Here is a 25641-nt window from a genome sequence, read left to right on the forward strand (position 1 = left end):
CGCACCGTCATCGCACGCGCTCCACCGTCAGCGTCGTGCCGCCGGGCGCCTGCGCCTGCACGCGGCGGTCGTACATCGACTCGCCATACGCAGGCGGCGCGACGAAGCGGCCCGCGTTGCTCGCCTTGATCCGGTAGACGAACTCGCGCACGTCGGTGGTCGCGGTGCCGTAGATCACCACGCGATCCTCGCGCACATCCGCGAACTGCGGCTGCCACGTCGAACCCGTCACGCCGATCGGCGAATGCCACGGCGCATCGGCCACCGGCGCCGACGCGCCGCCGTCGCCATTGCCGTCGCCGTCCTGTGCGTCGGTCGCGGGCGGCGGCGCGATCACCGGGTCGAAGCCGCCGGGCAGCAAATCGACGATCGCGATGTTGCCGACGTTCGCCGAGCCCGTCGCGCGAATCTTCAGGTGTACGTCGATTTCCTGGCCTAGCGTGATCCTGTCAAGCGGCTTGCCGTTCGTATCGGTGTAGTCGCGCACGATCTCGAGCCCGTTCTTGATCGCCTTCGTCGACGTGCCGCGGTCGTAGCCCGACTGGCTCGCGACCCACCACGCGGGCAGCGCGCTGCCGTTCACGAAGTCGACGCGCGACGCACCGGCCGCCCACGTGCCCGAGCGCACGAGGTTCGCCTGGATCGACGACACGTCCTTCGGCGCGGCGCCCGCACGTACCTCGTCGATCGCGAGCTGGTCGAGCTGGCCCGCGTTCGACGCCGCATACGCATCGAGCGCGAGGATCGTCATCGCCGACGACAGCGTGTTGTAGCGGTTGTCGACCAGCGGCGCGGCGATGTTGTCCATCGCACGCGGCGACAGCTTGCGCACGCGCTCGGGGAAGTGCTTCGCGAGCAGGTACAGCACGCTCGCGTCGCGCGTCAGCGGATCGATGTAGTAGCCCGCCACGTAACCGCCGTCGGACGCACGCTTGCGTTCGAGCAGCGCCTGCGGGCCCGCGATCAGCGCGGCGGCCTCCTTGTCCTGCTTCAGCAGTTGATACGATGCGGCGAGCCATGCGGCCGCGAGATCGTTCTTCCAGTCGTTCGGATACGCATCCTGCAAGCGCTTCTGCACGGCCGCGAGGCTGTTGGTCGTCACGTTGCCCTGGCGCGTCAGCAGGTACACCGCGTATGCACGCTGCCGCAGCAGGTCGAGCGAGCCGAGCGAATCGTTCGCCGCGAGCTTCTGCAGATACTGGCTGCCCGCGTCGAGCATGTCCTTCGGCACGGCCATGCCGCGCTCGCGCGCGTCGAGCAGCACGTGCATCGCATAAGCGGACACGAACGGATCGGCATCCGGCGTCGCGCTCCACAGGCCGAAGCCGCCCTGCGCGTTCTGCCGGCTGCGCAGCACGCCGAGGAACTGCGCGATCGAGGCCGCATTCGCCGCGTCGGCGCCGGCTTCGGGCGCGTGCATCGCGCTCGTCAGCGCACGCACCGACAGCCACTTCGACGCGAACACGCGCGGCACGACCGAACTCACCATCTGCTCGCTGCAGTAGTGGTCGAAGTTGACGAGATACGACGACAGCCCTTCGGACAGCACGAGCGGCGCGGTCGAGATGCTCGCGTCGCGCGATGCATACGCGTCGTACATCGGCCGCAGGTTCGGCACGCTCGCCTTCTTGCCCGGATCGAGCCGCGCGATGTCGAGCTGCGTGCGGAACGCGGCCGCCGGCCGCACCGACACGTCGACGCGCTGCTGCGCGCCCTTCGCGCCGTAGCGCGCGCCGAACGACAGCATGCCCGAGCCGAGCGTGTCGGTTGCCTTCACGCGGAACAGCGCGACGCCCTCGTGCTGCGGCGCGAGCGCGACGTTCTGCGTCGCCGGCCCGATCACCTGCAACTGCGGGCCCGTCTTCAGCGTGACCGCGACCGGCACCGGCTGGCTGCCGACGCCCGTCAGGTTGTTCGCGACGCCGACGCTGACGTCGGCCTCGTCGCCCGGTGCGAGCGTCGTCGGCACGTTCGGCGACAGCACGAAATCGCCGCGCACCGTCGTCGCGCCTTCGAACGTGCCGACCAGGTCCGGCGACACCGACACGGCCATCACGCGCAGCTTCCCGTTGAAGTAGTCGGGCACCGTGTAGCTCACGCGCGTGTCGCCGTTCACGTCGACGATCCCCGACCAGTAGACGACCGGCTTGTCGCGCTTGCGCTTGAACGGGTTCAACTGGCGGCCGATCGCGTCGTCGGCGTCGCCGCCGGGCGCGGCCATCGCCATCAGCTTCTCGAAGTCCGGCAGGATCAGGTCGAGGATCTGCGACGTGCCGACTTCGAGCATCCGCTTGCGGAAGAAGAACTTCAGCGGATCGCCGAGCTTGTAGCGCGCGACCTGCAGGATGCCTTCGTCGACGGCGAACACGATGACCTTCGCGGGCTTCGCCGAATGCACGGTGAAGGTGACGGTTTCACCCGGCTTCACGAGCGCCGGCGCGTCGACGGTGAGCGCGTTGCGGCGCGCGTCGAGGTTCACCGAGAACGGCACGACGCCGTAGCTCAGCGGGCTCATGAAGATCTCGTCCGACGACGGATCGCGGATGTACTGCACGTTGATGTAGCCGTTGCCTTCGAAGCCCGCCGGCACCGTGATGTGCTGGATCGAGCTCGTCGTGTCCGCATGGAACCATGCGTGCGCATACACCTTGTCGCGCTCGATCGTGATCAGGCCGCTGCCCGCGTAAGGCGCGCGGATTGCGATCTCGACCTGCTCGCCCGGCTTGTAGTCGTGCTTCGCGAGGCTTACCTGCAGCTCGGCGTTGCGGTCGAGCGAACGCGTGACGTTCGCGTCGCCTGCAACCGAATACTCGATCCGGTTCACCGCGGTGCCGTCCGCGCGGCGGATCACGAGCGCATAGCTGCCCGGCTTGTCGGTGCGCAGCGCGAAGTCGAGCCCGGCCGCCGGAATCGTCAGCGGCTTCTCGTCGACCGGCACTTCCTTCAGCCGCGAATCGTATTTGTACGCGCCGGAATCCTGCTTGGTCAGCACCGACACGTAGCGTTCCTCGACGAGCTGTGCGCGCAGGTCCTTCACGTCGATCGCCTTCGCGCCCGGGTCGATCGCGACGAGCCGCACCGTGCGCGGGCTGCCGCGCTTCACGTAGCCGAGATCGTCGACCGACTTGTAGCCGACGAGCCAGTCGTTGTTCGACACGAGCGTCTGCGCGTTCGCGGCGACGTTGCGCCCGCCTTCCGCTTCATACGCCTTCGCCTGGAAGTAGAGTTGATAGGTCGCGTCCGCGTACTTGTCGAGATCGAGGTCGAACTCGGCATGGCCCTTGTCGTCGGTCGCGCCGTCCTGCAGCGTCGTCGTATAGCCCTCCTTCGCGCGGCGTGCATCGAAGAAGCGGTAGCCCTGCCAGCTGCGGAACGACGGCCACACCGGGCGCAGCGTCAGCGTCGCCGCGACGCGGCGCTTCTCGGCCGGCGTGCCGAACAGGTTCTGCGCATCGACGATGCCCTTCAGCCCCTTCGGCTTCACCCATCCTTCGACGACCTGCTGCGACAGCTTCGCGTCGACCTTCATCCGGTCGGGCAGGAACTCCTTCACCTGCACCGTCGTGCTGCCGATCGGCTCGGCACCCGGCTGGCCGTCCTTGACGATGTACAGGTTGACCGTCCACGTGCCGGTCGGCGACGTTTCGGCCGTCGTATAACCGAGCTCCGTGAAGCCCGTCGCGTCGACGGTCACCGGCTTGCGTTCGACGGTGATCCCGCGCGGATCGACAATCTCCGCCTGCAGCGGCACGCCGGCCGGGCTGCGCGCCCAGCTCGCCGCGCGCACGATCAGGCCGATGTGGAACGGATCGCCGGGGCGGTACAGCCCGCGATCCGAGAACAGGTACGCGGACAGCTGCCCCTGGCCCGTCGCGTTGCGTTCGCCGTCGACGTCGAAGCGCGAGAAATCGAGCTGGCGATCGCGGCCAGCCACCGGCAGGAACGACAGGTCGCCGTCCTTCTTCACGACATACAGTTGCGGACGCTTCTCGCGGTCGAGCCCCTTGAATGCGGGGAAATGTACGACGCCGTCGGCGCTGGTGGTCTGCGTAAACAGCGCCTGGCCGTTCACCGCGAGCACCGACACGGTTGCGCCCGCAACCGGACGGCCGTTGCGAATCGACTGGACGAACACGTCCTGGCTGCCGTCCAGCGCGCGCTTGACCAGCATCCCGAGATCGGTCACGACGATCAGGCGCGTGTCGCCGAGTGCGTTGTCGCTGTCGTCGCCGTTGCTGTCGCCCGAATCGGCGTTATCGGATTGATCCTGGCTGCCGTCGCCCGACGAAGCATCGCCATCCTTCGCATCGTCGGCTTTCTTCTTTTCGGCCGCCGGGTCGTACTTCGACAGGTGCAGCAGGAACACGCCGCGCTTGCCGCCCTTCAGGTACTGCCCGAGATCGATGCCTTCGTAATGCGCCTTGCCGGGGTCGCCGGCCGGGAATGCGCGCTTCTGCACGAAGCGCTCGACGATGTGATCCTCGCTGAACGAATACGACAGCTCGGGCCGCGCATACGTGCCGTTGTTGAAACTCACGAGATGCTGGAGCTGGTCGGGCACCACGCGGCCGATCTCGACCTTCATCCCCGGCAGGTTGCGCGATACGACCGACAGCCGCTTGCTGCCGCTCATCGACAGCAGCGAACCGTCGGCCATGAAGCGCAGCAGCTTCGGATAGTCGGGCACCGTGAACGCGGTCGTCGCCGGCGCGCCTAGCAGATAGCCGCCCGCCGATTTCAGGTCGCCTTCGAAACGCACGACGATGCGCTCGCCCGGCGTCGCGTGATACTTGAAGCTTTGCAGCGTCGCGAAATCGTTCTCGGTCGGCACCGCTGCAAGCGGCAGCGGCTTCGACTGCTTCAGCACCGCGTCACTGATGTCGGCCACATTCCATTCGTACGGCGGATCGTCGTCCGACTGATCGACGCCCGGCTTGCGCTTCGGCAGCACCCACGCCTTCGCGCGCGCGGCGAGATCGGCGCTGCGCACGCCGTCGGACGTTTCCGCGACGAGCACCTGCTCGGGCTCGTAACGCTCGTTGTCGACGAGCGTCGGCGCAACGTTGCCGATTGTCAGGCTATAGAGTCCCGGCACGCCGACCGACGCGTGCAGCACGGCCGGCGTGCCGTCGCCGCCGCGCGCGCTCTTCACGCCCTTGTCGACGTCGAGCCGCACCGACAGCGGATCTTTCGGAATCTCGAGCGGCTGCGAATGGATCCACGCGCTCGTCTTCATCTTGTCGTAGTTGACCGTGTAGCGCAGCGGCGACACGTTCTTGCCGTCGCGGCCGACCAGCACGAGGCCGATGCGCTTCTCGAACTCGGCCGGATCGACCGGATAGTTGAAGCGCAACTGCAGCAGCGCCTGCTTCTCCGCCGGATTGTCGGGGTTCTGGTAGAACTGGTTGTCGCCCGACTGCGCAGTGAAGGCCGGCAGGTCGAACGCGAAATGGTCGTCGTGCATCGTCACCTGCGGCGCGAACACCTGGTGCACCGCGAAGCGCACCTCGACGTGCGCGCCGATCGGCCAGTCGGCCGCCGGCGTGAAGCGCAGCGTCTTGTCGTCGGCCCACTCCCAAGCGCCCTTCAACGCGGGCGTCATCGCGATGCCCTGCCCGGCCGGCTTGCCGACCAGTTCGATCGGCGCGGCCGATCGGGAGAACGCCACTTCGAGCGGATGCACGGTGATCTTCGGCTTGTCGCTGTCGTCGACCTCGTAGGTCGTGATCGCCGGCGCCTTCACGGTAAAGCCGACGGTCTCGGGCTCGGGCGGCTTCGGGCGATGCTTGAACCAGTACCCGCCGTAACCGAGCGCGGCCGCGAGCAGCACGATGCCGCCGGCATGCCACGGGCGGCGGCGCACGGCCGCGGCGGTGATGCCCGCCCACGCGGGCGCCGTCCATGACACGTCGCCGACCAGCGGCCGCAGCACGCGGCCGAGCAGGCGCCAGACGAAGCCCGCCGCGCGAATCGGCAGGAGCAGCAGGAAACGCAGCAAATCCATTTTGTTATTTCCTTGTCAAGGACGTGCTGCCGGCTGCGGCAACGTACCCCGAGATTTATTGGTCTGTGACGGCGCGGCCCTGGTTGCGCCGTGAATGCTTGGAATGTTTTGTTCGACCGGATGCTGGCCGACATTATGGGTCAGAGCCGAAACGATGGAAATATCGGCGTGTCGGCGCGCAACGCAGGCGAATGACCGGCCGGTCGGGTAGCCGTTCCGCCCGCCCCCCGATCTCTGCACGCACTCGCGCCGCGTTCGCTAGAATGCGCGGCTCGACGTGGTTCGTATCGAATTGAAAGGAAATCGCTTGAAACTCCCGTTCGAATGGCAGATCGGACTGCGCTATGCGCGCGGCGGCCGGCGCTCGGCCGGCGACGGCTTCGTGTCGTTCATTGCCGGCGCCGCGATGGCCGGCATCGCGCTCGGCGTCGCCGCGCTGATCGTCGTGCTGTCGGTGATGAACGGCTTTCGCACCGAGGTGCGCGACCGGATGCTGTCGGTGCTCGCGCATGTGGAAATCTTCTCGCCGTCCGGCGCGCTGCCCGACTGGCGGCTCACCGCGCACGAATCGCTGCGGAACCCGGCCGTGCGCGCCGTCGCGCCCTATGTCGACGCGCAGGCGCTGCTGACGAACGCGGGCAGCGTGACGGGCGTCGCGCTGCGCGGCATCGATCCGGTGCTCGAGCCGCGCGTGTCCGAAATCGCGCGCAAGCTGAAGACCGGACGCCTCGACGCGCTCGTGCCCGGCGAGATGGGCATCGTGCTCGGCGCCGCGCTGGCCGACGCGCTGCACGTGAAGATCGGCGACCGCATCACGTTCTTCGCGCCCGGCAACACCGCGCGCATCGACGACGCGCTGCCGCGGTTCCGCCAGTTCAACGTGGTCGGCACGTTCGAGTCGGGCCACTACCAGTACGACAGCGCGCTCGCATACATCCACATCAGCGATGCGCGGAAGCTGTTCAACGTGCCCGCGCCGACCGGCATCCGGTTGCGTCTCGACGATCTGCAACGCGCGCCGGACATCGCACTGGAGCTGTCGCGCACGTTGTCGGGCGATCTTTATATCCGCGACTGGACGCGGCAGAACCGTACGTGGTTCGAAGCCGAGCGGCTGCAGAAACGCATGCTGTCGCTGATCCTGATGCTGATCGTCGCGGTCGCCGCGTTCAATCTCGTATCGTCGCTGGTGATGACCGTCACGCAGAAGCAGGGCGACATCGCGATCCTGCGCACGCTCGGCGCGCCACCCGGGTCGATCACGAAGATCTTCGCGATCCAGGGGATGACGATCGGCCTCGCCGGCACGCTGGCGGGCGTCGCGCTCGGCTGCGCGATCGCGGTCAGCATCCCGTGGGTGCTGCCGGCGATCGAGCAGTTGCTCGGCATCCGCTTCCTGACGCCGTCCGTGTATTTCCTCAGTTCGCTGCCGTCGAAGCTCGCGGCGATCGACGTGATCGAGATCGCCGCAGCCGCGTTCCTGATGTCGTGCGTCGCGACGCTGTACCCGAGCTGGCGTGCCGCGCGAGTGCGGCCGGCCGAAGCATTGCGCGACGAATAGGCGCGGCGTCCGGCGCGGGCGTTACGCGATGACGTGGAAACCGACGCTGTTGCCGTCGTCCGGCGTGACCGAAATCTCCATGCCCCTCTCTCTTTTCAGACTGTTTTTGACTGTTTGCGGATCGACTCCAGCGAAGTTGACACCGATGCCGCACGGATCGGCGGCCGCATGCCGCGCACGCATCGAAACTTTGTTTGACACCAACTAAAAAAGTTTGACACCGAGATTTCACTGAGATAAGTTTGCGCAAGCTTCCGGAAAGAAATCCGGCCAGCCATGCCGACACGCGTCGCGCTTTCCTGCCGTTGCAGCACTGTCGTTCGCAACACCCCCGCCTCATCGCATCGTGCCGTTCCGTTTCATCTGAAACCTGAAGGAAGGTCGGGCATGCCCGCATTTGATTCGCACTCCTGTATTCGTATCACGCTGCCGATATCGCTTCGGCCGCGCGGCCCGAACCGGCCGCCGCGCTGACGCTTTCCGGTCGGGGCGATGCAGTCGCCCCGACGCTCGCCGGGTGGCGCGCCACGCAACGTGCGCCAACACCGGCCGTGGCACCCGGGCGTCTCGCCCGGCGCTTTCGAAGTCGCAGTTCAGCTTCATCCGATGCAGCACCCGGCCAGGCCGCAGGGGGCATATCGCGGGCCGGCCGGTTCCGGACAATCACAAACAAGAATGAGGTCACTCATGAACTTTCATCGAACCGGATTGCGGCGCGCATGGCTTCCCGCGCTCGTTGCGGCCACGACGCTCGCCGCGTGCGGCGGCGACGACGGCGGCAGCGTGGTGGGGGCATCTGCGCTCGCGCAAGGCCAACAGGAGGGGGCCGCCGCATCGGCGGCCGATACGCAGTCGCTGGCGTCACGCATTTCGCCGTCCGGCGTCCCGTACGCCAATCCGGCCAGCGGCGGACGCTACCGCCCCGTGATCGCGAACGGCCAGGTGCAGCCGTCGCTGTCGGGCGGCACGATCGAGGAGAACGCGTGGGTCGACACGCCGGTCGATTCCGACGGCGACGGCACGCGCGACCGCATCCACGTGCGCATCGTGCGCCCGGCCGAAACCGCGAACGGCGCACGCACGCCCGTCATCGTGCTCGCGAGCCCGTACTACGCGGGGCTCGCCGACAGCCCGAACCACGACGTCGACGTCGAGCTCGACGGCACGCCGCATCCGGCAGCAAGCGCATCCGCGTCGGCATCGACATCCGCGCGCATCATGGCCGCCGCGCCGCAGACGCGAATGCTGCAGCAGCTCGAAGCGGCCGCTGCCGGGCGCTCGTGGATCGAAGGCTACTTCGTGCCGCGCGGCTTTACGATCGTCTATGCGGATTCGCTCGGCACCGCCGGCTCGGACGGCTGCCCGACGATCCTGACGCGCGACGAATCGGTCGCGATGGCGTCGGTGATCCGCTGGCTCGGCCGCGACGCAACCGCGAAGGACGCGAGCGGCAAGACGGTCGTCGCGAACTGGTCGACGGGCCACGTCGGCATGTACGGCGTGTCGTACGACGGCACGCTGCCGAAGATGGTCGCGAGCCTGCGCACGCGCGGGCTCGATGCGATCGTGCCGGTCGCCGGGTTGTCGAACATGTACGGCTATTACCGCTCGGGCGGGCTCGTGCGCGCGCCGGAAGGCTATCAGGGCGAGGACGTCGACGTGTACATCAAGGCGCTGCTGACGAACGCGCATCCGGAGCGCTGCACGCACCTGATCGACGAAGCGTTGCAGAAGGAAAACCGCACGACCGGCGACTATTCGCCGTTCTGGGCCGCGCGCGACATCCCGACCGCGTTCGCGGCCGCGCCGGCGCTCGTCGCGCAGGGGCTGACCGACGACAACGTGCGTGTCGACCAGTCGACGTCGTGGTATCTCGCGATGCGGCGCCAGGGCGTGCCGACGCAGCTGTGGCTGCACCGCCTGAAGCACACCGATCCGACGCGCGTGCCGGCGATGGCCGATGCGTGGACCGCGGAGGTGAACCGGTGGTTCACGCGCTACCTGATCGGCTTCGACAACGGTGTCGAACACGATCCGCGCGCGGTGATCGCGCAGGCGGACGGCACGCTGCTGAAGGAAGCCGACTGGGCCGCGCGCCATGCGACGCCGGTTTCGTATTTCGCGGGCGGCGACGGCGCGAGTACCGGCACGCTGCTGCGGATGCCGACCGGCGGCCCGCTCGCACGCTTCACCGACGATGCGCGCATTACCGCGCTCACGCTGGCGAATGCGCCGACCGGCGAAAACCGCAGCCGCTTCGAGACCGCGCCGTTCACGGCCGCCACGCGCCTGTCCGGCACCGCGACGGCCCGTGTCAAGCTGACCTTCACGGGGGTGGCCAACGTGACGGCGCTGCTGGTCGACCGCGCACCGGACGGCACGGCCACGATCGTCACGCGCGCATGGACCGACCCGCGCAACCGGCTGTCCGACTGGCTGTCGGAACCCGTGCTGCCGGGGATGCCGTACGACCTGAAGCTGACGTTCATGCCGCGCGACTACAAGCTCGAAGCCGGCCACCGGCTGGGACTCGTCGTGCTGTCCAGCGACAACGAGGCGACGCTGCGGCCGACGCCCGGCACCGGCCTGACGCTCGATCCGGCCGGCACGTCGGTGACGGTGCCGCTGGTTTCGGCTTCGTCGTGAGCGGGCGCGCGTGACGCAAAGCGGACGGCGACCGACGTCTCCTCGACGTGGGTCGCCGTCCGCACTGTTTTATCTCCGAAAAACCTGATTCAACCGTGACTCAAACGGGCGTCAGCACCGGCTGCCCCGCGAAATGCCGCGCGGCGTTGTCGAGAAACTGCTGCACCGAACGATCGAGCGCCTCGGGCGACCAACCGCCCATATGCGGCGTCAGCACGACGCTGTCGAGATCCGTCAGCGCGCGCGGCGGCTCCGGTTCCCCTTCATACACGTCGAGCCCCGCACCCGCGATGCGCCCTTCGCGCAGCGCGTCCGCCAAAGCAGCGGTATCGACAACGCTGCCACGCGATACGTTGACGAGAAAGCCGCCGGGGCCGAGCGCGTCGAGCACCGCGCGGTCGATCATGTGCCGCGTGCCCGCGCCGCCCGGCGTCGCGACGATCAGGAAATCGGCCCACTGCGCGAGCGCGTCGAGCCGGTCGAAATAGCGGTAAGGAACAGGCTTCGCCGACCGGTTGTGATAACCGATCTCGATGTCGAAGCCGGCCGCGCGGCGCGCGCACTTCTCGCCGATCTTGCCGAGCCCGACGATGCCGAGCTTCTTGCCCGACACGTTCGGCGGCATCGGCAGCCCCTCGCGCCATACGCCCGCGCGGGTTTTCGCATCGAGCCGCACGACGCCGCGCACCGCCGCGAGCAGCAGCGCGAACGCGTGATCGGCGACGCAATCGTCGTTGGTACCGGCGCCCGTCACGACCGTGATGCCGCGCGCCTTCGCATGCGCGACGTCGATATGCTCGTAGCCGGCGCCAAGGGCGCTGACGAATGTGAGTTGCGGAAGACGATCGATGTCGGCAGCGGCAAGGCCCGTGCTGCCGTTGGTCAGCACCGCGCGAATCGTGCCGCCGTGTTCGGCGATCGCGCGTTCGCGTTCTTCGGCGGTCGGGGCGTAGCGCACGTCGAACGACGCGGCGATCTCGCGATGCGCGTCGCCGCGCAATGCGATGAGGACCAGCAGCTCGGGCTTCATGTCAGCAAGTGTCCACAGGCGGGAACGGATTTCAGTGTAGCAAGCCCGCATGACGGATGCGGGTTATCCCCACACGGGCTGTGGACACGCCGCCGCACGCGGTTTGCCAAAGCCGGCTCAGTCAAGTAACTTTCGGCGTACGCCCCCGTCCTGGAGATTGGCCCCGATGAAACTCGCCCTGCCCGCCCGGATCCTGGGCCTCGCGTTCGCCGCCGCCCTCGTCGCGCCCGGCGCGCACGCCGACACGCCCGTCGTGGTGTCGTCGAAGATCGACACCGAAGGCAACCTGCTCGGTAACCTCATCGCGCAGGTGCTGAAGGCCCACGGCATTCCCGTCACCGAAAAGATCGCGCTCGGCACGACGCCGATCGTGCGCAAGGCGCTCACGAGCGGCGAGATCGACATCTACCCCGAATACACCGGCAATGCCGCGTTCTTCTTCAACAAGGCCGACGATCCGGTGTGGAAGAACGCGAGCCAGGGCTACGACACCGCGAAGAAGCTCGACTACGCGGCGAACCATCTCGTGTGGCTTGCACCGGCGCCCGCGAACAACACGTGGGGCGTCGCCGTGCTCGCGCCCGTCGCGCAATCGCAGCATCTGAAGACCTTCTCCGATTTCGGCAAGTGGATCGCGGGCGGCGGCAAGCTGAAGCTCGCGGCGTCGGCCGAGTTCGTGAACAGCGCGTCCGCGCTGCCGTCGTTCGAGAAGGCGTACGGCTTCAAGCTGAAGCCCGAGCAGCTCGTCGTGCTGTCCGGCGGCGACACGGCCGCGACGATCAAGGCCGCCGCGAACCAGACCGACGGCGTGAACGCCGCGATGGTCTACGGCACCGACGGCGGCATCGCATCGAGCGGCCTCGCGGTGCTCGACGACGACAAGCACGTGCAGCCGGTCTATGCGCCGACGCCCGTGATCCGCGAAGCCGCGCTGAAAGCGCATCCGCAGATCGCCGACTACCTGAAGCCCGTGTTCGCGAGCCTCGACCTGAAGACGCTGCAGGCGCTGAACGCGCGCATCCAGATCAACGGCGAGCCGGCGGCAGGTGTCGCGAAAAGCTACCTGAAATCGAAGGGCTTCGTTAAATGACGGGTCGCGCGGCGGCGTCCGCGCGGCGCGTGATACCCGACAAGGTCGGCATCCTGATCGGTGTCCTGACGATCGTCGCCGTGCTCGGCATGCCGTTCGCGGTGCTGCGGCCGAACCGGATCGCGGCCGGCACGGGGCTGTCGGTGTTTGCCGCGCTGCCCGCCGTGCAGGGCGCTGCGCTCGCCGCGCTGTGGATCGTCGGTGCGCTGTGGGCGATGACGGCGAGCCGCCCCGCGTGGCGGCTCGCGGCCGGCTGCACGTGGCTCGCAACGCTCGCGTATGCGGTCGGTGCGGCCGCGACGCACATCGTCGCGCCCGACGACATGCTCGCGCGCGTGTCGCCCGCCGCCGGTGTCTGGCTGCTGCTGTTCGCGTGGGCCGTGCTCGTCGCCGACGCGCTCGCGCGGCTCGCGTTCGGCCCGTGGCGGCGCCTCGTCGCGCTCGTCGTCGCGATTGCGGCGATCTCGGTGCCGCTCGCGAGCGGCTGGTGGGACGGCCTCTCCGTGATGCGCGAATACGCGGTGCGCAGCGACGATTTCTGGCGCGAAGCGACCCGGCACGTGTCGCTCGCGGGCGGCTCGGTCGCGGCCGCGCTCGTCGCCGGTGTGCCGCTCGGCATCGCGTGCGCGCGCATCGCGGCGGTGCGCACCGTCGCGATGCCCGTGCTCAATATCGTGCAGACGATCCCGAGCATCGCGATGTACGGGCTGATGATGGCGCCGCTCGGCCTGCTCGCCGCGCACGTGCCGCTCGCGGCCGCGCTCGGCATCCGCGGGATCGGCGTCGCGCCGGCCGTGCTCGCGCTGTTCCTGTATTCGCTGCTGCCGATCGCGTCGAGCGTCGTGGTCGGGCTCGAGCAAGTGCCGCCGCACGTGACCGAAGCGGCGCGCGCGATGGGCATGACGCGCGCGCAGCGGCTGCTGCGCGTCGATCTCGTGCTCGCGCTGCCGGTGATCCTGAGCGGCGTGCGCATCGTGCTCGTGCAGAACATCGGCCTGACCGCGGTCGCCGCGCTGATCGGCGGCGGCGGGTTCGGCACTTTCATCTTCCAGGGGATCGGGCAATCGGCCGCCGATCTCGTGCTGCTCGGCGCGATTCCGACGATCGCGCTCGCACTGGCGGCCGCCGTCGTGTTCGAAGCCGCGACGTCGCTCGCGAAGGGGCGTGCAGGATGATCGAGATCGAACGTGTCGGCAAGCGCTTCGGCGACGTCGTCGCCGTCGACGATGTATCGCTGACGATGAAACGCGGCACGATCACCGCGCTCGTCGGCGCATCGGGCAGCGGCAAGTCGACGCTGTTGCGCATGATCAACCGGCTGATCGCGCCCACCAGCGGCACGATCCGCATCGACGGCATCGATACGGCGACCGTCGCGCCCGAGCAGCTTCGGCGCGGCATCGGCTATGCGATCCAGGGGCACGGGCTGTTTCCGCACTGGAGCGTCGCACGCAATATCGCGACCGTGCCGCGCCTGCTCGGCTGGCCACCGGCGCGCATCGAAGCGCGCGTGAACGAACTGCTCGACCTGTTCCATCTCGCGCCGGCCGAATTCGCGGACAAGCTGCCGCACGAATTGTCGGGCGGCCAGCAGCAGCGCGTCGGCGTCGCGCGCGCGCTCGCGGCCGAGCCCGCGATGCTGCTGATGGACGAACCGTTCGGCGCGCTCGATCCGATCATTCGCGGCAAGGCGCAGGACGACCTGTTCGCGCTGCAGCGCCGCCTCGGCGTGACGGTCGTGATCGTCACGCACGATATCGAGGAAGCGCTGAAGCTCGGCGATACGATCGCGGTGATGGACGGCGGACGGCTGCTGCAGGTCGCGCCGCCGGCCGAGATTCTCGGCAAGCCGGCAGCCGGCGTCGTCGAGCGGCTCGTCGCGGGCGTCGACCGGCCGCTGCGCCTGCTCGCGCTGACGCCGATCGACGCGGTGGCCGAACCCGGTCATGCCGACGGCGAACCGATCGCCGCGACACGCACGCTGCGCGATGCGGTGTCCGAGCTGCTGTGGCGCGGTGCGGACGCGCTGCCGGTAGACGACGGCAACGGCCGCGACGCGCGCCGCATCACGCTCGACGCGATCCGCGAGCACGCGAGGAAGCCCGCATGACGACGCACGGCGTGCGGCCAACGCGTTCGGCGCTGCGCCGGCGGCTGCCCGCGTATGCGGCCCGAGCGGCCGCACTCGCGCTGCTGCTCGTGCTGCTGTTGCGCCCTGCATGGCTGCAGGGCCTCTTCGCACCGTTCGCGGACAACGGCGCGCCGGTCATCTACGATCGCGCGAGCCTGCTCGATCTCACGCTCGCGCACCTCGGCACGGTCGCGCTGTCGAGCGCGATCGGCACGATTGTCGCGGTCGCGGCCGGCATCGCGGTCACGCGGCCGTCCGGCGCGGATTTCCTGCCGGTCGCGCGCAGCGTCGTCGATATCGGCCAGACTTTCCCGCCGGTCGCGGTGCTCGCACTCGCGGTGCCGGCCGTCGGTTTCGGATTGAAACCCGTGCTGATCGCGCTCGTGCTGTACGGGCTCCTGCCTATTTTCGAAAGCACGATCGCGGGGCTCGAAGACGTGCCGCGCGACGTCGTCGACGCCGCGCGCGGGATGGGGATGAGCGGCTGGCAGCAACTGGTGTCGGTCGAGCTGCCGCTCGCGTTTCCGGTGATCGTCAACGGCGTCCGGCTCGCGGTCGTGATCAATCTCGGCACCGCGACGATCGGCTCGACGGTCGCCGCGCGCGGGCTCGGCGACGTGATCATCGCGGGCCTGCAGACGTCGAACACCGCGTTCGTGCTGCAGGGCGGCGTGATCGTCGGGCTGCTCGCGGTGCTCGTCAGCGATGCGATCGGCGCGATTGCGCGGGTGGCGGCCGCGCGGCGCGCATAGGCGGTTCGCGTCGCTTTCCCGTGCACGGGGAAATGAGGATACGTTCCCGGAACCGGCGGCGACGTTCATCCGGACTCCGATGCGTGTCCGTGCAACGATCGGCCCATCGATCGTCGCGAACCGATACAAGCCTACACGGCGCTTTCATTCGAGCCGGCGCTCGACCACCGGCGGCGATTGGCCGATATACTATGCGCCTCCCAATTCCCCGCACTCCACCATGCGACGGTTTTTCTGGCTGATCGTGCTTTCGCTCGGCATCGCGCAACAGGCGTCGGCGCAGCAAGCGCCCGCGCTGCCTGCGTCCTCGCCCGAAGCGGCCGCATCGGCACCGTCCGTCGCATCCGCGCCGCTCGCCAACGCCAACGATCAGCCGAACGAAGCAAACCGCCGCATCACGTCCTACCTGACGAAAAAATTCGGCGTCGCGAAGGAACGGGCCGCGAAGCTCGCCGATATCGTGAGCGTTACTGCGACGAAATATTCGCTGCCGCCGGCACTCGTTTACGCCATCATTTCGATCGAATCGCGCTTCCAGGAAAAGGCGCGCGGCCAGCACGGCGCGACGGGGCTGATGCAGGTCGTGCCGGCCGCGCACCGCGGCCTGCTGCGCAACGTGAAGGATCTGACCGAGCCGAACGCGAACGTCGAGGTCGGGTCCGCGATCCTGTCGGGCTACGTGAGAGCGGCCGGCGGCAACGTGCAGGCCGGGCTGAAGAACTATGGCGGTTCGAACGCGTATGCGGCGAAGGTGATGCAGCGGGTCGATTCGTTCCGCTTCGTGCTCGAACCCGACGACGATGCGAAAGCCGGGATGATGCCCGTCAACGCGCCAGCTGCTCCCGCTTCGGCCGTCCGCACCTCATCATCGCTCGCGCCGCGCTGAGCGTCGCCCGGGCCCGGGTGACGGGCCGCGCACGCGCTGCCGCGCCGGCCCGTTCGGCGCAACATCACGCGCCCGTTTCAACCGTCTCCTCCAGATAGCGCAGCATTACGCCCTCGAGCGCCCGAAGCGCGGCAGCCGGGTCCGCGATCGTCACGTCGCGACTCAGCGCCACGGCCGCCTTCATCAGGTGTTGCACGATCGCCGCTCGCACCGCAAGCTCGCCGGCCGGCATGCCGGGCGCGAGCGCCTCCAGCACCGTCCCGATCGCGCCGCGCAAGCGCGTGCGCACATCAAGCGCGCCCGGCAACGCGAAATCGTACGCATCGACCAGCACGACGAACGCCGGATGTGCGACCCGGAACGTCACGAACGCCGTCGTCAGACGCGCCGCGAGCGGCACTAGATCGCCGGACGACGCCAGTGTGCGTAACTGATCGAGCTCGTCGCCAAGCGACGCCAGATAGTGCTCGAGCAGCCCCGCGGCCACCTGTTCCTTGGTCGGAAAGAACTGGTACAGCGAACCGATCGACGAATCGGCGCGCGCCGCAATCGCCGTCATCGTCGTCGCTTCGTACCCCTTTTCCGCGAATTCCACGCCCGCGGCGTCCAGCAGCGCGGCGACGCGCGCTCGGCCGCGCGCCCGGCTGGGTGCCTTCGCGGACGGCACGGCGTCGCCCGCCGAACGGCTTGACTTTTGTGAGTCCATCCTCATATATTTGAATGTGAGACGACCCTCACAATACAGGTTCGTCCTGTCCCAATCAATCGAGAGCCATCATGCTGGACACACTGGATCCCCATACCACCGCCCTTGTTCTCGTCGACCTGCAGCAAGGCATCCTCGGCTTCGCGAAAGCGCCGCGCACCGGCGACGCCGTGCTGGCCGCCGCCGCACCGCTTGCGAAGCGCTTTCGTGAAGCCGGCGCGCCGGTCGTGCTGGTGCGCGTCGGCTGGAGCGCGGATTTCGGCGACGCGCTGAAGCAGCCCGTCGACCAGCCAGCAACGCCGCCCGCGGCAGGCCTGCCGCCGGACTGGTGGACCTTTCCGGACGTGCTCGACGCCGCGCCATCCGACCTCCTGATCACCAAGCGGCAATGGGGCGCATTCCACGGCACCGAACTGGATCTCCAGTTGCGCCGGCGCGGTATCCGGACGATCGTGCTCGGCGGCATCTCGACGAACATCGGCGTCGAATCGACTGCCCGCGCGGCCTACGAGCACGGCTATTCGATCGTGTTCGTCGAGGATGCGATGAGTTGCGCGGCCGCCGACCAGCACGACGCGTCGCTGCGTTTCATCTTCCCGAGACTCGGCCTCGTGCGCTCCTCCGCCGACGTGCTCGCCGCTCTCGCGGGCTGAAGGCGGACGATGGCACGCCGCGGCATGGCCGGCCTGCACGCAGCACGGCGCGCGGCGAGATCGGCCGCCGCGTCCGTCGCCAGCGCGCTCGATCTCCGGGCGCTAACCCGCGCGTCGCTCGTGCTGCTTCCGCTCGTCTCGCTCGCGTTGGCGACCGGCCGCGCGGAATGGCTGATTGCGTCGATCGTCACGATCGCGCTGCTTGTCGGCGTCGAGCGCGTCGCGCTCGCGCCGTTGGGCGCCGCCGCGCATGGCCTGCTTGTCTGCGCGGGATTCGTCGTGCTGATGGCGGCACTGGCGTGGCCACCCGCCTTCGTCGCGGCAACCGCCGCGCTCGGCGCCGCGTCGATTGCCATCACCGCATGGGGCCGCACGCTGCGCTCGCTCGGCAGCTATACGTTCATTCCCGTGCTGTATCTCGCCTGCGAAAGCGCGGAAGGCGTCGCGCACGGCGCGCTCGTACCGCGCGCGCTCGCGGTCCTGCCGTTCCTGCTGGCGGGCACACTGCCGGTCATCGCGCTAGCGCTCGCCGATCTCGCACGCGGCTCCGGCGACAGCCGCCGCGCGCGCTGCCTGGCCTGGGCCCGGCGCACCGATTACGGCGATCGCGCGTGGTCGGTCGAACTGATGCTGACCGTCGCGATCGCGGTGGGCGGCGCGGCCGCGCTGGTCGAATGGCGGCACATCGAGCACGGGCAATGGATGATCTGGTCCGCGGCAAGCGTCGTAACGGGTAGCACGGCAAGCGCGCGCGCCAAGTTTGCCGACCGCGTGCTGGGTGTACTGGCCGGCGTGCCGGTCGGCATCTTCATCGGGCTGCAGGTACCGGACGATCCCGCCACGCGCGCCTGGGTCGTGTTTGCAACCCTGCTCACGCTCGTCGGCATCCGCCCCTACCGGCTCGCGTTCGCGACGCGCTGCGCATGCGCGGCGACGGCACTGGTCGTCGCCGGGCACGCGTGGACCTATGCCGGCGAACGCCTCGTCAACGTCGCGCTGGGCAGCGCCATCGGGCTCGCGTGCACGCTCGCCGCACCGGTGATTGCGCGCCGCCTGCCGGATCGTCGGCCCGCCGCTGCCCCCGCTGTCACGCCTGCGCAAAATGCGCGCGCAGAAACTCGATGAAAATCTGCGTCTTCGCGGGCAGCAAGCGCGTTTCCGTCATCGCATAGACCGGCACCGGCGCGCCCTCCCATCCGGGCAGCACGCGACGCAACCTTCCGGCGGCCACGTCGTCGGCCACGACCTCCTCCGGCATCTGGATGATCCCCGCATCATGCACGGCCAGCTGCCGGTTCATGCCGACGCTGTTCACGACGAACCGCCCGCCCACCGGCACCTCGATCTCCCGCGCGCCGTCATGCAACGTCCACGCATCGACGCGCTGCACGCTCAGGCACTGATGCCGCGTCAGGTCGTCCGGCTCGCGCGGCTCGCCCGAGCGCTCCAGATAGCGCGGCGACGCATACAGGTGATTGCGGAACGTGGCGAGCCGCCGCGCGACGAGCTGCGAATCCGCCGATTCGCCGATACGGATCGCGACGTCGAACGGCTCGCTCACCAGATCGACGCGCCGTGACGTCAGCTCGAAATCGAACGTCAGCTTCGGATGACGGTTCGCGAATTCGACGATCAGCGGCGTCAGGTAGATCACAGCGAAATCGACCGGAAACGACGCGCGCAGCACGCCCGATGGTTCGGCCAGCAGTTCGCCGAGCTGCTCGTGCGCGAGCCGCGCCTCGTCGACGATGCGCTTGCAGCGCTCGAAATACAGCTGCCCGGCCTCTGTCAGCTCGATCCGGCGCGTCGTGCGATGCAGCAGCCGCAAGCCGATCGCCTTTTCCAGCGCGCCGATCCGCCGCGACAGCGTCGAATTCGGCATCCCCAGCGCGTCGGCCGCGCTGCGAAAACCCTTCGCCTTCACGACCTCCACGAACAGCGCCATGTCGTTCAGCAGTTCCACGCCCACTGCTCCATCAATGGATCAATGTTATCCAAACTACCATATTTATCTCGAAAAAGAAGCAATGGATGATGTGTCCATGGCGGCAAGGCTGGCGCAACGGTGCGCGGCCGGCGCCCGATACGGCATCGTCCCGGTGCCGTTACCAGACCCTCAAGGAGCACGCATCATGGACGCACTGTTCACCCCGGCCCGTGTCGGCCGCTACACGCTGCAGAACCGCCTGGTCATGGCACCGATGACGCGCAGCCGCGCCGCGTTCGACGGCACGCCCGGCGAGTGGGCCGCCGAGTACTACGCACAACGCGCGGGCCTCGGCCTGATCGTCAGCGAAGGCACGCAGCCATCGGACGACGGCCAGGGCTACCTGACGACGCCCGGCATCTATACCGATGCGCACGTCGCCGGCTGGAAGGCGATCAGCGACCGCGTGCACGCGCGCGGCGGCCGCCTGTTCATCCAGTTGATGCACGTGGGGCGCATGTCGCACCCCGACAACACGCCGCATCATCGCCAGGGCGTCGCGCCGTCGGCGATCGCGCCGGGCGTGCCGATGTTCACGATGAAGGGGATGCAGGAGATTCCCGCGCCGCGCGCGCTGACGACGGACGAGGTGCGCGACACCGTGAACGACTTCCGCTTCGCCGCGCGCCGCGCGATCGAGGCCGGTGCCGACGGCGTCGAGATCCATGGCGCGAACGGGTATCTGGTCCAGCAGTTCTTCGCGCCGAACGCCAATACGCGCAGCGACGCCTACGGCGGTTCGATCGAGAATCGCGCGCGCTTCGCGATCGAGGTCGCCGAGGCGATCGCCGACGAGATCGGCGCGGACCGCACCGCGATCCGCCTGTCGCCCGGCACTACGTTGTGGGGAATCGACGAAGGCGCAGAAGGGCCGGACCTGTACCGCCACCTGGCGACGCAGCTCGACCGGCTTGGCCTTGCGTACCTGCACGTGATGCACCAGGGCGACGAGCCGCTGCTCACGGACCTGCGCGCGCGCTGGAGCGGCACGCTGATCGTGAACCGGCCGGGCCGCGCGCGCGACGCGATCGGTACGGATGTCGCAGCGGGCCTCGCCGATCTCGAAGCGTACGGCCAGATGGTGCTCGCGAATCCGGATTTCGTGACGCGGCTGAAGACGGGCGCACCGCTGAACGACGCGCAGCGCGACACGTTCTTCGGCGGCGATGCGCGCGGGTATGTCGACTATCCGGCATTGAGCGGCGCGGCGGCGGCGTAAAGGTCGCGCGCGAATGTCGGAGCAGATCGGTGCGAACCTTCCATGCCGGGTCGTCCGAAAAACCGTAATCATCGTGACGGGCATCGTCGGTCAAATTTGTCCGACCGGCGAGCCATTGGCCGAAATACAGGCAATGTGCCATCAGGCCCCCTCCGGCGAAGCCGGCGGCACAGCCTGGACTGCCATGTGTTCAAGCAATGCCTTGCGGGCCACGGGCACTTCGCGTTTCGGCACGACGAGCAGATTGAGACCGAAACCGTCCAGTACCTTGAACAATTTTTCGAGACTCACTGCCCGGCCATTTTCCAGCCGCGACAGCACGTCCTTGGAGACCCCGAGCAAATCGGCCGCGTCGTCGATCCGCATCCGGTGCTGCGCTCGCCGGTTGCGAATGAGCGCCCCCATCGCTGCCAGATCCTGAGCCAGTGGGTCGGGAGTCGCGATTGGCTTCGGTAAGGTTCGGGCCATAATTCCGGGTTTTCAGGAACAAAGAAAGTTGCCTGCTCAGCGGAGCTATTGTTCGCATATTTCAGGAATTATTCAAGACGACAAACTATGCCGTCCGTCTCCCTGGATCCTTCACTCAAATCTGCCCCGCCGCCCCCGTCCACCGCAAATAATCCCCGCGCGTCCAGTCGAGCGACACGCCGACGCGCTTCGTGCCGGGCCGGATCTTCGGCTTGTACACCGACAGCGTCAGCGACTCCAGCGCCGGCCATTCGCGGAACGACAGCACCGCGATATCGGCGACGAGCGTCTCCAGCAGCCGCGTATGCGGCTTGTGCGACAGAAACGACGCGACGCGCGCGCAATAGCCGTCGTAATCGATCCACTCGCCCTGCTCGCTCGGCTCGCAGCGATACCCGAGCCGCGCATCGATCACGATTGGTTGCGGCGCTTCATGCTCGTGAGCATGAATGCCGATCCGCGCGGGCACCTTCAGTTCGTCGACGAACACGCTCCAGCCGCGCCCGCGCAGGCGCGGCGCGTCGATCGCCACGAACGGTTCGTCGAACGGCTTCATGACGCGAGCGGCGCGGCCGCGTCGAGCATGATGCGCACGAAGTAGTCGGCGAAGCTGCGGCGCAGCACGATCTCGAACGCATCGTCGCCGGTCGGGATCAGCACGATCGACGACTTGAAGTAATGCGACTGCGCGCACTGGCCCGGCTTGAACGCACGCGGATGGAGATCGAGCGGGCAGCCGCGCGCGAGCACGTCGCGCACGCGTTCGCCGCTGATCTCGACGACCGTGTAGCCGCTGCCGACATCGACGGCCGCCGAATACGTGCCCTGCACGGCCTCCGCGAGCTTCGCCTCGAGCACGCCGGCCTGCACCGGCCCGTTCGAGCGCACGAGCCACTCGTCGGGGCCGAGCCACAGCACGTCGTACTCGGCGCCGCGCGCGACCGTGTTCGGCGCCGCGGGCGGCCGGCAGCCGACCACGCGCTCGAACGCGCTCACGAACGCCGGATCGCTCAACTCGCCGCGCACGTTGACGAGGTCGAGGAAGGGCCGCTCGCGCAGCGTGAACTTCTTCGATGCGCGCGCCTGGTGCGTCTTCAGCACGTCGGCCGCGCCGACGAACGGCGATTCAAGCGTCACGCCGCCCGCGCCCGCCACCTGCGTCTGGTTTCTCGTTTCATTCCACATGCTGGCGCACCCCTTCGGTATCGTAGAAAACCGGGCTCGAGATCTTCGCGGTGATGCGCTTGCCGTTGGCCAGCGGAATCACGACGCTCTCGCCCATCTTGTTCAGGCCGCCCTTCACCACCGCAAGCGCGATCGAGCGCTTCAGGATCGGGCTGTAGTAGCTCGACGTCACGTGTCCGATCATCGGCGTCGGATCGACCGCCGACACCTGCGTGTCCTTCTCGATGATCTGCGCGCCTTCCGGCAGCACGAACTGCTCGTCCTCGGTCAGCAGGCCGACGAACTGCTTGCGGCCTTCCTTGCTGGTATCCGAGCGGGCGAGCGAACGCTTGCCGAGGAAGTCCTTCGACTTCGCGACGACCCCGCCCATCCCGAGGTCGTACGGCGTGACCGAGCCGTCGGTATCCTGGCCGACGATGATGTAGCCCTTCTCCGCGCGCAGCACGTGCATCGTCTCGGTGCCGTACGGCGTGATGTCGAATTCGGCACCGGCCGCCATCAGCGCTTCCCATACCGCGCGGCCCGCGTTCGCCGGCACGTTCACTTCATAGGCCAGTTCGCCCGAGAAGCTGATCCGCATCACGCGCGCCTTCGCGCCCGCGACGGTGCCGTTGCGGTAGCTCATGAACGGGAACGCCTCGTTGCCGAAGTCGATGTCCTGGCACACCTTCTGCACGACCTTGCGGCTCTTCGGGCCGACCACCGCGAACGTCGCCCAATGATCGGTGACGGACGAGAGCCGCACCTTCATGTCGGGCCATTCGGTCTGCAGCCAGCGTTCGAGCCACGTGAGCACGCGCGCCGCGCCGCCCGTCGTGGTCGTCATCATGAAATGCTGGTCGGCGAGGCGCACCGTCACGCCGTCGTCGAACACCATCCCGTTCTCGTCGAGCATCAGCCCGTAGCGGCACTTGCCGACTTCGAGCTTGTTCCACGGGTTCGTGTACATCCAGTTCAGCAGCTTCACCGCATCGGGGCCCTGGATGTCGATCTTGCCGAGCGTCGACGCGTCGAGAATGCCGACGCTGTTGCGCACCGCGAGGCATTCGCGCTTCACGGCCGCGTGCAGATCTTCGCCGTTCTTCGGGAAATACCACGGCCGCTTCCAGTTGCCGACGTCCTCGAACAGCGCGCCGTGCTCGACGTGCCATTCATGTACGCAGGTCTTGCGGATCGGGTCGAGGAAATCGCCGGTCTCGCGGCCCGCGAACGTGCCGAACGACACGGGCGTGTAGTTCGGGCGGAACGTCGTCGTGCCCGTTTCCGGAATCGACTTGCCGAGCGCCTGCGCGAGGATCGCCATCCCGTTGATGTTGCCGAGCTTGCCCTGGTCGGTGCCGAAGCCCATCGCCGTGTAGCGCTTCACGTGCTCGACCGATTCGAAGCCTTCGCGCGCGGCGAGCAGGATGTCGGCGGCCGATACGTCGTTCTGGAAGTCGACGAACTGCTTCGGCCCGCGCGCCGCGGCCTCGCGGCTGCCGACGAGCCACAGCGGCTGCAGTGCGCCTTCGACGGTTTCGGCAACCTGCGGTGCGGCAGGGCGCTGCGCGGCCGTGAAGCCCGCCGCCTTCGCCGCTTCCGCGCCCACATCGACCGCGAGCCGCAGCGCGCGCGCCAGGCCGAATTCGCCCGCCGCCGCACCGATGCTGGCCTCTGCCTGCACCGGCTTGCCCGGCAGGAAGCACGCCTTCTCGTCGTTCCAGCAGGCCTTGCCGCCCGATTGCGCGAACAGGTGCAGCACGGGGCTGAAACCGCCCGACATCGCGACGAGGTCGCACGGCAGCGTCTGCAGCTTGCCGCCCACCTGGCCGTTCGTGCTGGACGCGACGTCGACCGACGATACGCGCCACTTGCCCGATGCCGCGGTCACGACCGCGCCGCTCATCACCGTCACGCCCTGCCGCTTCGCAGCGGCCGGCAGCGCGCCGTTCGACGATGCGCGCGAATCGACGACCGTCACCTTCGCGCCGCACGCCTTCAGGTCGAGCGCGGTCTGGTACGCGCGGTCGTTGTTCGTGAACACGACCACGTTGCGGCCCGGCAGCACGCCGAAGCGATGCACGTAGGTGGACACCGCCGACGCGAGCATCACGCCCGGCAGGTCGTTGTTGCCGAACACGATCGGACGCTCGTGCGCGCCGGTCGCGAGGATCACGCGCTTCGCGCGGACCTTCCACAGCAGCTCGCGCGTGCCCTTGCGCATCGACACCGGCAGGTGATCGGTCAGGCGCTGCGTGACCGTCACGAGGTTATGGTCCTGGTAGCCGAACGCGGTGCTGCGCGACAGGATCGTCACGTCGGGCAGCTTGCGCAGCTCGGCCTCGATCTTCTCGACCCATTGCAGCGCGGGCTTCGCGTCGATCTCGGCGCGGCACGACAGCAGGCTGCCGCCGAGCTCGCGCTGGTCGTCGACGAGGATCACGCGCGCGCCGGCCACGGCCGCCGCATGCGCGGCCGCGAGGCCCGACGGGCCGCCGCCGACGACGAGCACGTCGCAGTGCGCGTAGCACTTGTCGTAGCGATCGGCGTCGAGCGCCTCGGGCGCCTTGCCGAGGCCGGCCGCCTCGCGAATCTTCTCTTCGTACTTCGGCCACATCTTGCGCGGCCACATGAAGGTCTTGTAGTAGAAGCCGGCCGGCAGGAAGCGCGAGAACTTCTGGTTGATCGCGTACTTGTCGTTCTCGAGCGTCGGCTCGGCGTTCACGCTCGTCGCGACGAGCCCCTGGTACAGCTCGATTTCGGTCGCGCGCGCGTTCGGCACCGTGTACGGGCCCGATTCGAGCTGCACGACGGCATTCGGTTCCGCGACGTCCGCCGTCACGATCCCGCGCGGACGGTGGTACTTGAAGCTGCGCGCGACGAAATGCACGCCGTTCGCGAGCAGCGCGGACGCGAGCGTGTCGCCCTGGAAGCCCTGGTACGTGCGGCCGTTGAACGTAAACGTCAACGGAATCGCGCGATTGATGCGGCCACCGGTGCCGAGACGGTCTTTCTGGCTCATTTGCTCGTGCCCTCTTCGTGTGCGTTGCCGGCGGCCGCGCCGCTGATGGCAGCCCCGCCGAACGTTTCGTATCCCTTGATATCGTAGGTCACCGTGTCGCGCGTGGCCTTGAACCAGCGGCGGCAGCCCTGCGTGTGCAGCCATTGCTCCTTGTGCAGCCCGCGCTTGTTCTCGCGCATGAACACGTACTCGCCCCATTCGCGGTCGGTCATGTTCTCGTTGTTGACGGGGCGCACGATGTCGGCTTCGCCGCCGCACGAGAATTCGGATTCGGCGCGCGGCCCGCACCACGGACATTCGATCAGCAACATGTTTCTTTCTC

The 25641-nt window shown here is 68.2% G+C and carries 20 protein-coding genes; 10 read left to right on the top strand and 10 right to left on the bottom strand.

The genetic code is table 11. The annotated features are described in order from the left end of the window. Positions 1 to 7 precede the first annotated feature (7 nt). Positions 8 to 6004 carry an alpha-2-macroglobulin family protein gene (locus AC3WLY_RS06685; protein WP_492309891.1) on the bottom strand — a complete coding sequence of 1999 codons (5997 nt, stop codon included), beginning with the start codon at positions 6002 to 6004 and terminating at the stop codon, positions 8 to 10. A 307-nt stretch (positions 6005 to 6311) separates the two neighbouring features. Here AC3WLY_RS06685 and AC3WLY_RS06690 point away from each other — a divergent pair, with 307 nt between their 5' ends. After that, a complete protein-coding gene (locus AC3WLY_RS06690) occupies positions 6312 to 7565 on the top strand; it encodes a lipoprotein-releasing ABC transporter permease subunit (RefSeq protein ID WP_492309890.1) in 1254 nt (417 codons plus the stop codon). Between the two features lie 21 nt (positions 7566 to 7586). On the opposite strand, the gene AC3WLY_RS06695 is transcribed toward AC3WLY_RS06690, so the two are convergent. Next, positions 7587 to 7748 carry a hypothetical protein gene (locus AC3WLY_RS06695; RefSeq protein WP_492309889.1) on the bottom strand — a complete coding sequence of 54 codons (162 nt, stop codon included), beginning with the start codon at positions 7746 to 7748 and terminating at the stop codon, positions 7587 to 7589. 504 nt (positions 7749 to 8252) lie between these two features. Here AC3WLY_RS06695 and AC3WLY_RS06700 point away from each other — a divergent pair. Further along, positions 8253 to 10211, top strand: a complete 1959-nt coding sequence (locus AC3WLY_RS06700) for a Xaa-Pro dipeptidyl-peptidase (protein WP_492309888.1) — start codon at positions 8253 to 8255, stop codon at positions 10209 to 10211. Between the two features lie 100 nt (positions 10212 to 10311). Here AC3WLY_RS06700 and AC3WLY_RS06705 read toward each other — a convergent pair whose 3' ends face one another. After that, complete coding sequence (locus tag AC3WLY_RS06705; protein ID WP_175962185.1) at positions 10312 to 11241, bottom strand: 2-hydroxyacid dehydrogenase; 930 nt, start codon at positions 11239 to 11241, stop codon at positions 10312 to 10314. Between the two features lie 166 nt (positions 11242 to 11407). Here AC3WLY_RS06705 and osmF point away from each other — a divergent pair, with 166 nt between their 5' ends. The 5 genes from osmF to AC3WLY_RS06730 all read left to right on the top strand — a co-directional run bounded on the left by osmF (position 11408) and on the right by AC3WLY_RS06730 (position 16100). Then, on the top strand, positions 11408 to 12331 hold the full coding sequence (gene osmF / locus AC3WLY_RS06710) for a glycine betaine ABC transporter substrate-binding protein OsmF (protein ID WP_310132209.1): 924 nt from the start codon (positions 11408 to 11410) through the stop codon (positions 12329 to 12331). Then, on the top strand, positions 12328 to 13506 hold the full coding sequence (locus AC3WLY_RS06715) for an ABC transporter permease (RefSeq protein ID WP_492309887.1): 1179 nt from the start codon (positions 12328 to 12330) through the stop codon (positions 13504 to 13506). The genes osmF and AC3WLY_RS06715 overlap by 4 nt, the downstream gene beginning before the upstream one ends. After that, positions 13503 to 14441 carry an ABC transporter ATP-binding protein gene (locus AC3WLY_RS06720; protein ID WP_492309886.1) on the top strand — a complete coding sequence of 313 codons (939 nt, stop codon included), beginning with the start codon at positions 13503 to 13505 and terminating at the stop codon, positions 14439 to 14441. Before AC3WLY_RS06715 ends, AC3WLY_RS06720 begins: the two co-directional genes overlap by 4 nt. After that, positions 14438 to 15214, top strand: a complete 777-nt coding sequence (locus AC3WLY_RS06725) for an ABC transporter permease (protein ID WP_492309885.1) — start codon at positions 14438 to 14440, stop codon at positions 15212 to 15214. The genes AC3WLY_RS06720 and AC3WLY_RS06725 overlap by 4 nt, the downstream gene beginning before the upstream one ends. Before the next feature lie 220 nt (positions 15215 to 15434). Next, entirely contained in the window at positions 15435 to 16100 is a 666-nt protein-coding gene (locus AC3WLY_RS06730) for a lytic transglycosylase domain-containing protein (RefSeq protein ID WP_175962180.1), read from the top strand. Positions 16101 to 16164: 64 nt separating this feature from the next. On the opposite strand, the gene AC3WLY_RS06735 is transcribed toward AC3WLY_RS06730, so the two are convergent. Further along, positions 16165 to 16812 (bottom strand): TetR/AcrR family transcriptional regulator, encoded by a 648-nt coding sequence (locus tag AC3WLY_RS06735; protein ID WP_492332653.1) that lies wholly within the window; start codon positions 16810 to 16812, stop codon positions 16165 to 16167. 65 nt (positions 16813 to 16877) lie between these two features. Between AC3WLY_RS06735 and AC3WLY_RS06740 the strand changes: the two genes are divergently transcribed. Together AC3WLY_RS06740 and AC3WLY_RS06745 are read left to right on the top strand one after the other, a co-directional pair. Beyond that, positions 16878 to 17459 carry a hydrolase gene (locus tag AC3WLY_RS06740; protein ID WP_492309883.1) on the top strand — a complete coding sequence of 194 codons (582 nt, stop codon included), beginning with the start codon at positions 16878 to 16880 and terminating at the stop codon, positions 17457 to 17459. Positions 17460 to 17468: 9 nt separating this feature from the next. Then, on the top strand, positions 17469 to 18584 hold the full coding sequence (locus AC3WLY_RS06745) for an FUSC family protein (RefSeq protein WP_492309882.1): 1116 nt from the start codon (positions 17469 to 17471) through the stop codon (positions 18582 to 18584). Here AC3WLY_RS06745 and AC3WLY_RS06750 read toward each other — a convergent pair. Beyond that, positions 18547 to 19422 carry a LysR family transcriptional regulator gene (locus AC3WLY_RS06750; protein ID WP_492309881.1) on the bottom strand — a complete coding sequence of 292 codons (876 nt, stop codon included), beginning with the start codon at positions 19420 to 19422 and terminating at the stop codon, positions 18547 to 18549. The genes AC3WLY_RS06745 and AC3WLY_RS06750 overlap by 38 nt on opposite strands. Before the next feature lie 169 nt (positions 19423 to 19591). Here AC3WLY_RS06750 and AC3WLY_RS06755 point away from each other — a divergent pair, with 169 nt between their 5' ends. Beyond that, on the top strand, positions 19592 to 20665 hold the full coding sequence (locus tag AC3WLY_RS06755) for an alkene reductase (protein WP_492309880.1): 1074 nt from the start codon (positions 19592 to 19594) through the stop codon (positions 20663 to 20665). 141 nt (positions 20666 to 20806) lie between these two features. Here the strand turns inward: AC3WLY_RS06755 and AC3WLY_RS06760 are convergent, their stop codons facing one another. The 5 genes from AC3WLY_RS06760 to AC3WLY_RS06780 all read right to left on the bottom strand — a co-directional run bounded on the left by AC3WLY_RS06760 (position 20807) and on the right by AC3WLY_RS06780 (position 25630). Beyond that, on the bottom strand, positions 20807 to 21133 hold the full coding sequence (locus tag AC3WLY_RS06760) for a helix-turn-helix domain-containing protein (protein ID WP_175962175.1): 327 nt from the start codon (positions 21131 to 21133) through the stop codon (positions 20807 to 20809). A 115-nt stretch (positions 21134 to 21248) separates the two neighbouring features. Continuing rightward, a complete protein-coding gene (locus AC3WLY_RS06765; protein WP_034180809.1) occupies positions 21249 to 21689 on the bottom strand; it encodes a dihydroneopterin aldolase in 441 nt (146 codons plus the stop codon). Next, positions 21686 to 22318 carry a sarcosine oxidase subunit gamma gene (locus tag AC3WLY_RS06770; protein ID WP_175962174.1) on the bottom strand — a complete coding sequence of 211 codons (633 nt, stop codon included), beginning with the start codon at positions 22316 to 22318 and terminating at the stop codon, positions 21686 to 21688. The genes AC3WLY_RS06765 and AC3WLY_RS06770 overlap by 4 nt, the downstream gene beginning before the upstream one ends. After that, positions 22308 to 25319: a sarcosine oxidase subunit alpha family protein gene (locus tag AC3WLY_RS06775; RefSeq protein WP_310132181.1), complete on the bottom strand. Its 3012-nt coding sequence runs from the start codon at positions 25317 to 25319 to the stop codon at positions 22308 to 22310. Before AC3WLY_RS06775 ends, AC3WLY_RS06770 begins: the two co-directional genes overlap by 11 nt. After that, positions 25316 to 25630, bottom strand: coding sequence for a sarcosine oxidase subunit delta (locus AC3WLY_RS06780; RefSeq protein WP_034180812.1), 315 nt, complete (start codon positions 25628 to 25630; stop codon positions 25316 to 25318). Before AC3WLY_RS06780 ends, AC3WLY_RS06775 begins: the two co-directional genes overlap by 4 nt. Between the last annotated feature and the right edge of the window lie 11 nt (positions 25631 to 25641).

This window comes from Burkholderia sp. FW306-1C-G01B, assembly GCF_058781685.1.

What these genes read in the sequence shown, in the direction of transcription:
- AC3WLY_RS06780 (WP_034180812.1), bottom strand. Translation starts at nt 25,630, where the DNA reads ATGTTGCTGATCGAATGTCCGTGGTGCGGGCCGCGCGCCGAATCCGAA.
- AC3WLY_RS06720 (WP_492309886.1), top strand. Translation starts at nt 13,503, where the DNA reads ATGATCGAGATCGAACGTGTCGGCAAGCGCTTCGGCGACGTCGTCGCC.
- AC3WLY_RS06735 (WP_492332653.1), bottom strand. Translation starts at nt 16,812, where the DNA reads ATGAGGATGGACTCACAAAAGTCAAGCCGTTCGGCGGGCGACGCCGTG.
- AC3WLY_RS06755 (WP_492309880.1), top strand. Translation starts at nt 19,592, where the DNA reads ATGGACGCACTGTTCACCCCGGCCCGTGTCGGCCGCTACACGCTGCAG.
- AC3WLY_RS06765 (WP_034180809.1), bottom strand. Translation starts at nt 21,689, where the DNA reads ATGAAGCCGTTCGACGAACCGTTCGTGGCGATCGACGCGCCGCGCCTG.
- AC3WLY_RS06695 (WP_492309889.1), bottom strand. Translation starts at nt 7,748, where the DNA reads ATGCGTGCGCGGCATGCGGCCGCCGATCCGTGCGGCATCGGTGTCAAC.
- AC3WLY_RS06770 (WP_175962174.1), bottom strand. Translation starts at nt 22,318, where the DNA reads ATGTGGAATGAAACGAGAAACCAGACGCAGGTGGCGGGCGCGGGCGGC.
- AC3WLY_RS06700 (WP_492309888.1), top strand. Translation starts at nt 8,253, where the DNA reads ATGAACTTTCATCGAACCGGATTGCGGCGCGCATGGCTTCCCGCGCTC.
- AC3WLY_RS06760 (WP_175962175.1), bottom strand. Translation starts at nt 21,133, where the DNA reads ATGGCCCGAACCTTACCGAAGCCAATCGCGACTCCCGACCCACTGGCT.
- AC3WLY_RS06685 (WP_492309891.1), bottom strand. Translation starts at nt 6,004, where the DNA reads ATGGATTTGCTGCGTTTCCTGCTGCTCCTGCCGATTCGCGCGGCGGGC.
- AC3WLY_RS06740 (WP_492309883.1), top strand. Translation starts at nt 16,878, where the DNA reads ATGCTGGACACACTGGATCCCCATACCACCGCCCTTGTTCTCGTCGAC.
- AC3WLY_RS06705 (WP_175962185.1), bottom strand. Translation starts at nt 11,241, where the DNA reads ATGAAGCCCGAGCTGCTGGTCCTCATCGCATTGCGCGGCGACGCGCAT.
- AC3WLY_RS06715 (WP_492309887.1), top strand. Translation starts at nt 12,328, where the DNA reads ATGACGGGTCGCGCGGCGGCGTCCGCGCGGCGCGTGATACCCGACAAG.
- AC3WLY_RS06745 (WP_492309882.1), top strand. Translation starts at nt 17,469, where the DNA reads ATGGCACGCCGCGGCATGGCCGGCCTGCACGCAGCACGGCGCGCGGCG.
- AC3WLY_RS06725 (WP_492309885.1), top strand. Translation starts at nt 14,438, where the DNA reads ATGACGACGCACGGCGTGCGGCCAACGCGTTCGGCGCTGCGCCGGCGG.
- AC3WLY_RS06730 (WP_175962180.1), top strand. Translation starts at nt 15,435, where the DNA reads ATGCGACGGTTTTTCTGGCTGATCGTGCTTTCGCTCGGCATCGCGCAA.
- AC3WLY_RS06775 (WP_310132181.1), bottom strand. Translation starts at nt 25,319, where the DNA reads ATGAGCCAGAAAGACCGTCTCGGCACCGGTGGCCGCATCAATCGCGCG.
- osmF (WP_310132209.1), top strand. Translation starts at nt 11,408, where the DNA reads ATGAAACTCGCCCTGCCCGCCCGGATCCTGGGCCTCGCGTTCGCCGCC.